11 protein-coding genes are annotated in these 12,924 nt (G+C 42.4%); 1 reads left to right on the forward strand and 10 read right to left on the reverse strand.

The features are described from left to right. Positions 1-3: 3 nt before the first annotated feature. From C1G53_RS05815 to C1G53_RS05850, 8 genes are all read right to left on the reverse strand, one after another. Complete coding sequence (locus tag C1G53_RS05815) at positions 4-489, reverse strand: LURP-one-related/scramblase family protein (protein WP_105118026.1); 486 nt, start codon at positions 487-489, stop codon at positions 4-6. Between the two features lie 201 nt (positions 490-690). Beyond that, complete coding sequence (gene prsA, locus C1G53_RS05820; RefSeq protein ID WP_105118027.1) at positions 691-1,698, reverse strand: peptidylprolyl isomerase PrsA; 1,008 nt, start codon at positions 1,696-1,698, stop codon at positions 691-693. A gap of 62 nt (positions 1,699-1,760) precedes the next feature. Further along, positions 1,761-2,480, reverse strand: coding sequence for an O-methyltransferase (locus tag C1G53_RS05825; RefSeq protein WP_105118125.1), 720 nt, complete (start codon positions 2,478-2,480; stop codon positions 1,761-1,763). 75 nt (positions 2,481-2,555) lie between these two features. Continuing rightward, positions 2,556-3,104, reverse strand: a complete 549-nt coding sequence (locus C1G53_RS05830) for a DUF6630 family protein (protein WP_105118028.1) — start codon at positions 3,102-3,104, stop codon at positions 2,556-2,558. A gap of 25 nt (positions 3,105-3,129) precedes the next feature. Beyond that, positions 3,130-3,573 (reverse strand): hypothetical protein, encoded by a 444-nt coding sequence (locus C1G53_RS05835; protein WP_105118029.1) that lies wholly within the window; start codon positions 3,571-3,573, stop codon positions 3,130-3,132. Position 3,574: 1 nt separating this feature from the next. Then, positions 3,575-5,377, reverse strand: a complete 1,803-nt coding sequence (gene pepF / locus C1G53_RS05840) for an oligoendopeptidase F (RefSeq protein WP_105118030.1) — start codon at positions 5,375-5,377, stop codon at positions 3,575-3,577. Between the two features lie 72 nt (positions 5,378-5,449). Next, positions 5,450-6,076 (reverse strand): hypothetical protein, encoded by a 627-nt coding sequence (locus tag C1G53_RS05845; protein WP_153046662.1) that lies wholly within the window; start codon positions 6,074-6,076, stop codon positions 5,450-5,452. Positions 6,077-6,107: 31 nt separating this feature from the next. After that, the gene (locus C1G53_RS05850) at positions 6,108-7,064 is read right to left on the reverse strand and encodes a competence protein CoiA (RefSeq protein WP_105118032.1); all 957 of its coding nucleotides are present in this window, start codon (positions 7,062-7,064) and stop codon (positions 6,108-6,110) included. Between the two features lie 149 nt (positions 7,065-7,213). Here C1G53_RS05850 and C1G53_RS05855 point away from each other — a divergent pair, with 149 nt between their 5' ends. Further along, positions 7,214-10,168, forward strand: a complete 2,955-nt coding sequence (locus C1G53_RS05855) for an AAA family ATPase (protein WP_105118033.1) — start codon at positions 7,214-7,216, stop codon at positions 10,166-10,168. An 86-nt stretch (positions 10,169-10,254) separates the two neighbouring features. Here C1G53_RS05855 and hutG read toward each other — a convergent pair whose 3' ends face one another. Then, the gene (hutG, locus tag C1G53_RS05860) at positions 10,255-11,250 is read right to left on the reverse strand and encodes a formimidoylglutamase (RefSeq protein WP_105118034.1); all 996 of its coding nucleotides are present in this window, start codon (positions 11,248-11,250) and stop codon (positions 10,255-10,257) included. Positions 11,251-11,374: 124 nt separating this feature from the next. Next, positions 11,375-12,919, reverse strand: a complete 1,545-nt coding sequence (gene hutH / locus C1G53_RS05865; RefSeq protein WP_105118035.1) for a histidine ammonia-lyase — start codon at positions 12,917-12,919, stop codon at positions 11,375-11,377. Positions 12,920-12,924 lie beyond the last annotated feature (5 nt).

A 12,924-nucleotide genomic window follows, 5' to 3' on the forward strand; every position in this document is an offset into this window, starting at 1 on the left:
GGGTTAACTCGATGCATCTTCCATCATTTCGACATAGTCGATTGCGACCACTAGAGAAATGACCAAGTCTGCATAGTCATCCTCTAAAACCGTTACCGAGTAACGAGAAGTCAGATGAAAGAGTTCTTTGGAGATTTCAGCTACTAGCTGACCATCAGGTTTTTTCAGTCGAAAATCCAGGTCCCAGATATTGCCTTCTAGGACCAAGCCTAGATTTTCCACGCTATAGCGGTCCTTGAAAAAGGTCCATTCCTTTTGCAAGTAGAAAGAATGCCCGTCCGCCATATCAATGGTAAATTGGGGTAGGAAGGTCAAAAATTTCTTGGTAATCCGACAAACTTCTCCACCTCTGGCATTGGTCACCGTAAACCGCTTGGGAATTTCAAAGAAGGTGCCCTCTACCTGATAAGCAAGCTGTCCATGACTATCATGAATATCAAATTTTTCACCACCCAAGATAAAACGTTGTTTGACCTGAAATTGCTTCATGATTTCCTCCAAAAAAATGACAAGAAACCAAACGAAGGGCGAAAAACCGCGGTACCACCTTCATTCAATGACTTGTCATTCTCATTTCATATTCAATGATGTATTCCATTAAGTAGCAAAATACTCGGCTTAGATGGCTCGCAGCAACCGCCAATTTTCTGGACTAAGGGATCGAGTATTTATTCTTAATAGTTTTGGTCCTTATTGACCTGAAGAGCTTGATGACTCTGTAGTTGATGAGCTTTCGCTTGTAGTGCTTTCTGTTGTTGAGCTTTCTGACGTTGAAGAGCTGCTATCCTCTGTGGTCACGTATTGTGAAAGAAGGTTTTGGAAGGCAGGATCTTTAATCTTAACATTAGCTTTTGATAGGGCATCTTTCAAGACATTTGCTACCAAGGTTGGATCGTTTTGTTTTTGAGTTAAAATGATTTCCTTAAGCTTATCCTTGTAATCTTCCCAGTTAGCTGATTTTTCAGTCTTAGCTTCTAGTTTAATAACGTAGTAACTTGGTGCAAAAGTCGACTGATCTGTCACGGCAACAACAGAGGCACCTACTTGGCCAGGATTTAAAGCAAAGATCGCAGATTGAAGTTCCAATGGAACGGTTGTTGAGGTAGAATCAAACTTGATTTCCCCACCATTTTCCTTGGTTGCAGTATCTGTTGAATTATCCTTAGCCAACTGAGCGAAGTCAGCACCTTCAGCCTGAGCAGCTGCCAATACTTCCGTAGCTTTTGTCTCATCATCAAGTTTAATGATACGGGCAGTCACTTCCGGAGTGTAGGCATCATAAGCAGCCTTATAGTTCTCGTCTGTCAATTCCGCTTCGGCAGCTTGCTTGACAGCATATTCTACCAATTTGTTGGTACGGATCTGCTCTTTGTAGCTTTCAGTAGTCATACCTGCTGAAGCAAGTGCTGTCGCAAATGAATCACCATATTGAGCAGCCATTGTGTCATAGGCTTCATTCACTTCTGCATCTGTTACTTTATCACCATATTGCTCTTCAAAGACATGACCAATAACCATTGAAAGCAAGACTTGTTGAGCGCTAGCATTCGTCTTCACTTTCTCATAGAATTCAGATACTGAAATCGTGTTACCTTTCATGGTGATAATATCTTTGTCAGCTGTACTTGAACATGCTGCAAGTGTCACTGCCGCAAGGAGCGTCACTGCACCTGTAAGAATTTTTTTAGATTTCATCATTTAGAAAATTTCTCCTTTTCTTCATTAACCCTCTCATTATACCATAAATTCTTAAAAAGGGCTTAATTTTCTGCAAGCTTTAGGTCAACATTCTCTACATTTTTTCGTAGCATGAGCAGACCATCACTCATAGAAATCAGACTAGCTGTCAGGTCCGGATTGTCCAAGGTCGCATCAAATAAACGTTGCAAGCCACGATAGATGGTCCGCTGGCCACGACGAACTTCCATGATATCTTTGGCAATATCCCCCCCTTGGAAAATATCATCCAAAATAATTAAGCCTCCAACTTTTACTTTTTTGAGAACTTCTGGAAGAAATACAATGTATTTTGACTTAGCGGAATCCATAAAAACAAAGTCATAGCTATCATCAGGCAGATCCGGCAGTAAATCCATCGCCTCACCTTCTAACAATTCAATTTGCTTGCGACTATCGAACTTGGCAAAGTTTTCCTTGGCAAAGCCAATCATCTCTTCATTGCGGTCGATGGTAGTAATCTGCGAATGCGGACTATTCTCGGCCATCAAAAGAGCAGAAAATCCAATAGCAGTCCCGATTTCTAAAATACGAGCGGGCTGCAAGGTCTGCATGAGCAAGCGGAAATAGGCCACTGTTTCATGAGGAATAATGGGAATATTTTCCTGACGGGCAAAGTCCTCTAATTCCTTTAAAAATCCTGTATTTTGCGCCTGACGTGTTCGCATAAAGTCCACAATTTCTTCCTTGACAACAGGACGGCGCATATTGTGATTTGCGTTTTTAGAATATGATTCAACCATAGGAACAATTATAACATAAGTCACCAACAATTTCTTCTCTTATATACTAAAAGACAGGATTTCTCCTGCCTTTACTTACATATTTTTTGCATAGTCTAGATGATGGCCTAGATTAGCAAAGAGTTTCTGTACACGTTTAATGGTAGCTACTTTACCGAATAACAGATGGTACTGGTCTGCATTCATCTCGACAGCAGCCAAACAAAATTGTTCACTAGCATATTTTTCATCAACTACCGCAGCCCAGTCTGGCACATTGCCTGTTTCCTCCAAGCCAGCCGCATCTAATTTTAACAAGATCCCAGCATTACGGACTGCTTGTAGGCGATCAAAAGCCGCTATAAAATCGGCTAATAAATCCTTGCGCGGTCGAACACAGATGTACTGGTTATGCGCTAGAAGGACTGACAGGATAAGCATTAGGTTATCCTTTTCTACCTCGCCCACACAATCTAAGAATGCATCGAACGCTTCAGGTGATAAAATACCTTCAAGCAAATCTAAAATATGATTGGGATCGCTAGCAAAGACACATTCTTTTAATTGGATAAATAATTCCCTATCACCATTTGATAGTAGGTCTGCAATCTCAAAAATATCCTGTAAATTTTCTTCTGTCAGCATACTGCCTCCTATTCATCTTTATTTTTTATTTTGGAAATTCCCACATGATATGGGGTGCAATCGGGCTGAGGTATTGATAAATGTCATTGAAATCAGCTCCCGAAAGATTATCAATTTTCACCTCAGCTAAAAAAGTTCCTGTTCTTCCTACAATACGCATCCGTTTTGAGTAAATATCCCGGTAAATGTAGACAATCTCATAGTGAATTTTCCCAATTTCTGCAACTGGAATGCTTATTCTATCTCCCCAAAGTTTGTTTTTATACTCTAAACACTGCTGATTGAGGACAAAGACTTGCCCTTGTTTCCGCCACAAAAAAGCATAGAAGGCAGACGGAAGAGCTAGCAGCATGTAGCACAATCCTGATAGAATAGCAGGTTCTGGCTTAAAAATTAAGCCCATCCCAATCAAGATAAATACCGTGCTAATAACCATAGGTATTACAATCGAGCGTTTGTAGGAAATCATATTAGAGATGCACTCCTTTCTCAACAAGAGCTTCCAACTCTGTCAAGCGGGCTTCAAAGACCTTGAAGGCGTCGTTAAGATAGTCTTCCTTGGTCATATCCACACCAGCTTTTGCGATGACATTGAGTGGATAATCAGAGCTACCAGCCTTGAGGTAGTTGAGGTAGTTTTCCTTGTCCTCTGGGCTACCATTGACAATCTTGTCTGCCAAAGCAGATGCTGCCGCAAAGCCAGTTGCATATTGGTAAACATAGAAATTGTAATAGAAATGTGGAATACGAGCCCACTCATACTGAATGTGTGGATTTTCTTCCGCAGACAAGCCGTAATACTTCTCGTTAAGTTCCCCGTAAAGTTGGTTGAGGAAGTCTGCTGTCAAGACCTGACCTTCTTGGTCTGCTTTGTAAATAGCCTGCTCAAACTCTGCAAACTGGGTTTGACGGAAGACAGTTCCACGGAAGCCGTCTAGGTAGTGGTTGAGAATGGCAAAGCGGGCCTTGGCGTCTTCTACTTCTGCCAAGAGTTTCTCGGTCAAGAGATTTTCGTTGGTAGTCGAAGCAATCTCAGCCAAGAAGATAGAATAGTGTCCATAGACATAAGGTTGGTTCTGACGAGTCAACATAGAATGAAGCGAGTGCCCTGTTTCATGAATGAGGGTGTACATATTGTCCAAATTGTCCTGCCAGTTGAGGAGCATGAAGGCGTTGGTGTCATAGGCACCACCTGAATAAGCTCCTGAACGCTTGCCTTCGTTGACATGGACATCAATCCAGCGGTTTTCAAAGGCTTCTTTGACAATAGCCGCGTACTCATCACCAAAGATATTCAAGGTATCGGCACAAGTAGCCAAGGCTTCTTCATAGGTGACTTTTGTGTCTCTGCTAGAAAGCGGTGTGTACATATCGTACATCTTGAGGTCATCAATACCCAAGAGTTTCTTACGCAAATTGATGTAGCGGTGCAAGAGCGGAAGGTGCTTGTTGACTGCTGACACTAATGTATCGTATACGGACTCCGGGATGAAGTTGGCTGAAAGGGCTGCGTGGCGGGCAGAGTCGTACTTGCGTAAACGAGCTTTCAGGTTATTGACCTTAACGTTAGACTGAAGGGTCTTGGCGTAAGTATGCTGGAACTGCTCGTATGTTTCGTACAGAGCCTCATAGGCTTCTTGACGCACTTCACGGTTCTGTGATTCCATAAAGTGGATGTAGTTGCCGTGAGAAAGTGGTACCAAGTGACCGTCTTCATCAGCGATTTCTGGGAAACGCAGGCTGGCATTATCCAAAACAGAGAAAGTTTCAGACGGTGCTTCAAAAATCTCGCTGGTTGCCGCAAGGACTTCTTCGACCTCTTGGGACAAGACATGATCCTTGGCTGACAAGAGTTTTTCAAACTGGTGGCTGTACTGAACAAGGGCTGGTTCTTCTGCTTTAAAGGCTTCCAACTGCTCTTCGGTAATGGCCATAAATTCTGGCTCATAGAAGGCAAAAGTCTGAGAAAAAACTGAGTAAATGCTCAGTGCTTTAGCTTGAAATTCCTGGTACTTCCCTTCACGAGTGTCTTGGTCATTTTTCATGGACGCATAGACATAGAGCTTTTCAAGTCGACGCATAAGTCCAAGCTGGGTTTCGCTAATCTCCAAGAGGCTCTTAGCTGAGTCCAGCAAGTGACCTGCAAAGGCCTTGGCTTTTTCTGTTTCTACCTGGATAGCCTCCAACTCAGCTTCCCAAGCCTCATCTGTTGGGAAAATTGTGGTCAAATCCCACTGGTATTTTTCTTCGATTTCATAACGTTGTTTAGACATAATGTATCCTCCGTAGCTCATATTCTACCATAAAAAAGCCCCTCTTTCCAACGGAAAGTGGAGGCCTACACTTTACTCACTACCAGTAAAGTAGGTTTTGGCATCGGCTACTGCTTCCTTGACAAAGCTATCATAGAATGCAAGATTGGGGATACCATATTTATTTAACAAACCGTCAACGTAACTGCTTCCTTCAGCCTCTTTGATACTTCCTTTTATCTCCTGATTATTAGCCTGATGGACAAAATTTCCTTGTAGGTCAATCGTTAAATCTCCATCATTTGCAAAAGCGATAGAGTAGCCACTAGCTACAAAATACTGTCCAATCTGTCCAGTAGCCTCACTTGCCTTCTCTTCGCCTTCATATTCGTCAGTCGCTACTGTATAGTCACCGCTTTCGACGAAATAGGTTACCTTACAACCACTTTGGTAGGAAAGCATATAATATTCATCAGTGTAAAGATATTCCGTACCATCTTCAAAGACTATGAGTGTTCCTCCGTCATCTCCTACTTCTTTAGATGCTACTTTCTGACTATGCTGGGTTGTAAACTTTTGAGCCTCTTTCTCATTGATTGTTTGCACTTGCTGACTGGAGGCTGTGGTGGTTTGCCCCTCCTCATGCCTTACAGCACAGGCTGATAGGCATGCCAATAAGAGTAAAGAAGCACCTATTATAGTTACTCGACTCCGTTTCATCACAAGACCCCCTTGTAAACCTTTTCTTTTATTATATCATTATTAACATATATCGTCTATAAATTATAGGTGGATACAAGACTTGTTTTCTCTGATTTTCCACTTTGTCGTAAAACTGGTCAAATGCCTGGTAAATCGGTGTCAGGTCTTGCTTGATCTGGGCAAAGCCAATGGCCGAGCGGGGCAGTCGGATTTGGGGATAGAAGTCTAATGCTGTCTTGGTCAGTAGATTTTCTCCACGTCCATAAGCCTCTGCTTGCAGGGCAAGCCATTTAGGGGATTTGTAATAAAGCTGTTGAGCAATGTAGCGAGGCAAATCCTCATCCATTGGACAAGTCATGCTAGATAGGGTTTGCTTGGCAAATGGTAATCGTAATATATCCAGTAATTTTCCCTGACCAAAAGGAAAGACTTTCGTTAGACAGTGGATCTTGCCACGCAGGTCTTCATGAATGAGGTAGCGAAGTCGTAACTCCTTCTTCTCGTCATCCAATTCCCAGAGATGAAACCCCATATTCATACTAAAGGAGAGAAACTGCTTATGCAATTTGGTCAACCTATCCTTGAGCCACAAATCCTTGCCTAACAACCAGAGAACCTGGTAACCAGCATTACAATAGGCTTGCGTCCGTTCCTGCAAACGAGAAATCGGCAGACTGGAACATTGGACTTCTAAGGCTAGACTATTATTGACCAATAAATCTGCTAGTTGGTTAATCTCTGGTAGGTATTTTTCCAACTCAACCGGCTCCTTTTCCACCAGCCAGCTGTAAAGCTCTGATTTGAGGGAGAGGTGCTGGGCAGATTCATTCTCCGTAAAAAATGGGCACTCTTTACGACTAACATGGGCAAAGTGTGGTCGCAGGATTTTACCAGAACGGTAGCGGACTGGACTAGAACACTGGGGACAATAAAAGTCTTCATCTCTCAAATCCTGAAGTTCTAGGAGATTGAACAAGTGATTGGTTTTATTTTTTACGATAAACATATTTCCTCCTCATCCTATGTATTCGTAAAAGCAGTCAAGATGCTCATTCTATTTCAGTAGAAATCATTTCTAAACATTATAATATATCATTTGTTTCCCTTATATTTTTTTGTTATAGTAGATACAAGAACGAATGGAGGCGCTTACTTATGACGCGTTTATCTTGTTTGCTATTTGGAACTCCGACTATCTTAGTCAATCAGGCGGAAATCACACCATCCTACGCAAAGATCAGTGCCCTGATCTATTATCTTATGTTAAAAGGTGAAGCTAGTCGTGAAGAGGTAGCTACACTCTTGTGGGGGGATAAGAATTCCGAGAAGGCTAGAAAAAACTTACGAAATACTATTTATCAGACCAACAGAGAGCTAGGATGTGAGGCTATTGTCAGTCCCAGCAGGTCCATGCTAGCTATAAATCCTGATATAGATATTTCCTGTGATGTGCAGCTATTTTTGTCAGACCCTGTTCACCAGCTCCATCTCTTCAAGGGTGTGTTTCTGGAAAATTTTTATATCAAGAATTGCCAGGAGTTTGACTTTTGGATAGAAAAAATCAAGTCCCAACTGGAAAAGACCTATCTGACAGCCTGTCAGCAGTTGCTGGAAAAACAAGAGCACTTGTCTGACCTAGAGGGAGCTGAGCACCTCATCCTTCGGATGATTAGCATGGATGAATTTAATGAAGAGCATTATCTTAGCTTGATGAAACTCTATTTGGAGGAAGGACAGACACGAAAGATTATTGAAACCTATCATCGCTTGGCACAACTATTGGATAAGGAGCTCGGAATCGGACCTGGTGAATCGATAAAAAACCTCTATTATCAAGTAGTCAGGGATCATGCAGAGAAAAAAGACTCCCAGCTAGCTCCCAAAACCGACTATTTTTTTGGAAGAATTGAAGAAATTCATGCTCTCGAACATTTCCTAGTCTCTGTCTTAGAAACTGGTAGTCGTGCCTTTTTCCTCCACGGTGAGGTTGGTTCGGGAAAACGAAGCCTGGTCCGTCAGGTCTTGGCTAACCAGGGGCAACGGTTTTCTATCATTCAGATCAACTGTTTACCAGAGGACCTCTACAAACCATACTCCATTTGGCGAAAGATAAGTCATAACTATCAATGGATTTTCCAAGAGACATTGGATACAAGACTGTCTTTGGAAGAAACTAGGAACCGTGAAGACTTGATTGATGGTTTGGAAAAGACTTGTCAGAAACAAGCTCTACTGTTCTTGATTGAGGATGCCCATTGGATGGATAAAGAGAGTTTACAAGTAGTGCTGGACTGTATTCATGCTCTTAGCCGTGCTCCTCTAGCATTTCTATTCACCAGAAACTTACGGCAAAATAAGGAAATAGATTATCTTGAGCATTACCTGTATAACCATCAGCTTGCAGAAAACCTTTGTTTGAAAAATTTATCCCTCGCTGACAGTCAAGACTTCTTAAAAGAACTGAGCCAGCAGGATGCTCTTTCTGATTTAGAGCAGATTTATCATTTTAGTCAAGGCAATCTCTTTCTCCTTGACCAATACGCCCAGCAAATTAGGGAGGGACGTGAATTCCATCCTCTAACGGCAGCTATTCGGTCAAAAATGGCTTTGCAGGTCCATGCCCTTGATACAAAAGAAGAGGAGTTACTCAACTACCTTTCGACCTGTAGTGCTGGAAGTGATGTTGGTTTATTGGCTGATTTAATGGGGATAAGCCATCATGAAATGGCTGTATTGGTTGATCAGCTAACCAGCAAATCCCTTATCCTGCAAAAAGAGGTTGATGATCGACTGGAAGTACAATTTCGTCAAGCTGTCTTAGGAGAATTTCTCTACGATCAGTTACCTCTATCAAAAAGAAGAATTTTGCATGAACAAATTGCCTTTCATCTGATTCAAAAATTACAACTTCAACCCAACAACAGCATCTTATTGCTAAAGATTGCAAGGCATTTTACTGCTGCCAAGCAACCTCTAATGGCTCTGGAATACCGTTTACAACACTTAAATCTGGCAATCAAGTCACACTACGATCTTTTTCCTTTGGGCTCTAGTAAGGACCAACTAAGTGGGGGCAAGGAAGAAGAGAATGGGCTCTGGATCCAGGAACAGTTGGCTGAAGTGCGGGAAAACATGGCCCATCTCGAAAAGCTTTATGGCGACCAGCGTCAGTTCCAGCTTCTTCAAGTTCGATTTGAGTTTTATGAAGGGCGCTACTATATCCGGATCGGTAATTACCAGAAGGGGGTTAGCAGTATTCGGAAGGTGATCGCCAGAGCTCATGCTCTACATGAACAAGAATACCTACTAAAAGGCTATCGACAGTTTATCCATTACTGCATCCAGATTGAAAACATTAGTGACCTGGGCTACTATGCTGAATTAGGTCTGGAAACTGCTATAGAGGCTAATGATCACCAAGCCATCGGAATGTTTCTACGCTTTAAGGGACTTTTTAATCTCATGTTAGGGGATGAGGAGAAGGCTAGTCGTCTTCTCTACGAAGCCATTGATTGCTTTAGTCTGACAGCTTCTATGCGGAAGAAATATGCCATTCAGATTGCTGCTGCCCTGGATTACTTGGCGGAGATGGCTCAGATTCGCAGAGATTTTCTGACTGCCATCCACCTGCAAAAAGACGCTATCGAATTGATGCAAGACCAGGCTCCACAGTCATCTACTCTTGGTTTTTATATCGGCTTAGGGACTTCCTACTATCATCTGCAAGATTTTGACCAGGCTTATTCCATCTTTCAGGCGTCTATTCAAGAAGTCAATCAACAGATTTATCCTTGGAAGGAAGTGCAACTCAAGCTCTATTTGGCACTACTAGGTTGTCAGAAACAAGACTACACAGGAGTTCATGACCTGCTCGATAGGAAGGAAGCCTTGATTTCTCGCTATTCTAATCCAAGAGATAAGGGCATGATTTATTACCTAATGGCAAAATTAAAGAATGAAATGAGGGACAATCCCCTGCTAGAAGCTACATTTGCTCAAAAATTATATGAAGACTTGAGCCACTACTACCACATCGCCAAACAATTCCTGAACCCTTATCGCGACCGTTTACTTCTGGAAGATTTGGATAATTTCATGAAAGAAAACTAAATAAGCTCAACTACAAATACAACCAAAAAGGAAGGACCTATTCAGTGATGGTCCTTCCTTTTTTCTAGTTATCCTAGGAAAAGTCTTTATTTTCTGTCGTGTGTTTGAACCAAAATCCGTGTCAGATAGAAAATAAGCGTTGCTGCTAAGTTGGCCGTGTGGTTGTCAATATCATGTGGTGGAGAAGTTTCAACAATATCAATGCCAACAATTTTATCACTAGCAGCCAAGTATTGTAAGAGAAGGACAGCTAGGTTTGGATCAATCCCAAGAGACTGAATGGCGCTGACACCTGGTGCAGAGCCCACTGAAAAACAATCCATATCAATGGTCAGATGGATAGCCTGCTGACGCTGAACAAACTCATCCAGGTAAGAGCAAATTTTTTCATAGCCCATTACATAGAGATTTTGCCCGGTTAAAAAGGAAATATCTGCTGATTTAGCAACAAAGTCAAAGAGAAAGAGATTGGTATTGTGTTCCTGAATTCCTAAGGCTAAGTAAGGAAATTCATAGCCCCTCGCCTTACAGTCATCGTAAATCTGCCGAAAACCAGTACCAGAATTTGGGCCAGTCTGGTCATAAGGGCGGAGATCAAAATGTGCATCGAAGTTGATAACAGCGACAGGTTCTTCCTGTTCCAAGCCAGCCTGTAATCCCTTGTAGTGCCCATAGGCTGTTTCGTGGCCTCCACCCAGGACAATCGGAAAGAGATTTAACTCCAGCATGCGCTGAACCGCTGCAGCCAAACTGTCCTGCAATTGAGCCAAGCTACAATTGGGCCCATCTATATCCCCTACATCGTAAATCTTGACTTCTTTGCCCAGATGCCACGGTAGTTTAGCCAATTGGGTTCGGATACTACTAGCCCCCTCTACTGCTCCAACACGTCCATGATTGATATAGACACCCTTGTCACTCTTGAAACCAATAATCCCAAAATACTTTCCATCAAAGCGTTTCAGCGTCTGGTCATTAAGGTCGATAAATTCCATCACCATGCCCCATTTGGCAGTATAGAGATCATCATCAAACCCTCTTTGATAATAGGGATAGGTCATTGGATAATAGTTGCTTAGCATGTTTTCTCCTAGTTATCGTCTTCATCATCAAACTCTGACAGAATAGGAGGTCTTGTTCCTTGATAAGACCTCCTATTTAGTATAATTATCTAACTGCTTCCTGTCAAATTCTGTTCAGGCTGGCTTATTCATATTGGATAGTCAGAGAAACTGCCTCTTCCACTGCAGATAAGAATTCCGGACTTTCAATCACAAGCGAAGCTTTATTGAGCTCATCGTAGATTTCAATGTCTTTGTCATTTTCGATGAAGCCAACCTGCTGCCTAAAGACTGTATAGGCTGGCTTGGTTCCCTTACCAAGTTTGGCACTATTTTCTTTCAAATCCAGAGCTTGACAAGCAGCCATGATTTCTGTTGCAAGGACACGGCGAGCATTTTTCAGTATTTCTCCTGCCTTACGAGCTGCAATTGTTCCCATGCTGACAAAATCTTCTTGGTTTTCACAAGATGGAATGGAATCCACACTGGCTGGATGAGAGAGAACCTTGTTCTCGGATACTAGGGCTGCACAGGCATATTGGGTGATCATAAAGCCGGAATTGCAACCAGGGTGTTTAACCAAGAAGGATGGCAATTTGCTGAGTTGACTATTGACCAGACGTTCAACACGGCGTTCGGAAACATTTCCGATTTCTGCAATCGCGATACCCAATAAATCAAATGGCTGAGCCATGGGTTCCCCGTGGAAATTCCCGCCTGAAATAACGTGGCCATTCTTACAAATGATTGGATTGTCCGTAACAGAGTTGATTTCGATTTCTACTTTTTCTTTGACATAGGCTATCGAATCCTTGCTCGCTCCATGAATTTGTGGGATACAACGTAAGGTATACGGATCTTGCACGCGCTGGATAGTAGCCACTGTCGTATTGCCACTGTCTTCTAGAAGCTGGCGAATATTTCTTGCCGTTGCAAGTTGGCCACTTTGAGGACGGATAAGATGCAATTCTTCTTCAAATGGACTGGTAATACCATTATGAACTTCCAGTGACAGTGCTCCAGCAATATCTGACAATTTCAAAAGCTGGATGGCATCGTAGGTCACTAGTGCACCGATAGCCGTCAAGACTGTTGTGCCGTTGATCAAGGCCAAGCCCTCTTTTGCTGCTAGGTGAATAATGTCGATACCTGCTTGCTCCATCGCTTCCTTACCTGAAAGCAACTGTCCCTTGTAATAAGCTTTACCCAAACCTAGCATAGGTAAAACCATATGAGAAAGTGGAGCAAGGTCACCTGATGCACCCAAGGAGCCTTTTTCAGGAATAAATGGATGAACCCCCTTGTTCAACATCTCCAGCAATTTTTCAACGGTTTCAAGGCGAATACCTGAATATCCTTTGACCAGAGAATTGATCCGAATTAGCATAATAGCCCGAACCACATCCTCTGGTAAGGGATTGCCAAAACCGCTAGAATGGGTGCGAATCAAATTTTCTTGCAGTTGGATGGTATCTTCAGTAGGGATACTAACATTACAAAGGGAACCAAAACCAGTGGTCACCCCATAGACAACCCGCTTTTCCCTGACAATATCATCCACAATTTTACGCGAAGCCAAGACATCTTCCTTAGCCTCTTCTGAAATCAAGCACTGCCGACCATCTCTGGCAACAGCTACAACATCTTCTAAAGTCAAACTTTTTCCATCTAATACAAGTGGTTTTGCCATAACTT

It is taken from the genome of Streptococcus suis (assembly GCF_002960445.1).
GTDB classification, from domain to species: domain Bacteria; phylum Bacillota; class Bacilli; order Lactobacillales; family Streptococcaceae; genus Streptococcus; species Streptococcus hyiners.

Coding starts and splice junctions, on each gene's coding strand:
- C1G53_RS05815 (WP_105118026.1), bottom strand. CDS start 489: ATGAAGCAATTTCAGGTCAAACAACGTTTTATCTTGGGTGGTGAAAAA.
- prsA (WP_105118027.1), bottom strand. CDS start 1,698: ATGATGAAATCTAAAAAAATTCTTACAGGTGCAGTGACGCTCCTTGCG.
- C1G53_RS05825 (WP_105118125.1), bottom strand. CDS start 2,480: ATGGTTGAATCATATTCTAAAAACGCAAATCACAATATGCGCCGTCCT.
- C1G53_RS05830 (WP_105118028.1), bottom strand. CDS start 3,104: ATGCTGACAGAAGAAAATTTACAGGATATTTTTGAGATTGCAGACCTA.
- C1G53_RS05835 (WP_105118029.1), bottom strand. CDS start 3,573: ATGATTTCCTACAAACGCTCGATTGTAATACCTATGGTTATTAGCACG.
- pepF (WP_105118030.1), bottom strand. CDS start 5,377: ATGTCTAAACAACGTTATGAAATCGAAGAAAAATACCAGTGGGATTTG.
- C1G53_RS05845 (WP_153046662.1), bottom strand. CDS start 6,076: ATGAAACGGAGTCGAGTAACTATAATAGGTGCTTCTTTACTCTTATTG.
- C1G53_RS05850 (WP_105118032.1), bottom strand. CDS start 7,064: ATGTTTATCGTAAAAAATAAAACCAATCACTTGTTCAATCTCCTAGAA.
- C1G53_RS05855 (WP_105118033.1), top strand. CDS start 7,214: ATGACGCGTTTATCTTGTTTGCTATTTGGAACTCCGACTATCTTAGTC.
- hutG (WP_105118034.1), bottom strand. CDS start 11,250: ATGCTAAGCAACTATTATCCAATGACCTATCCCTATTATCAAAGAGGG.
- hutH (WP_105118035.1), bottom strand. CDS start 12,919: ATGGCAAAACCACTTGTATTAGATGGAAAAAGTTTGACTTTAGAAGAT.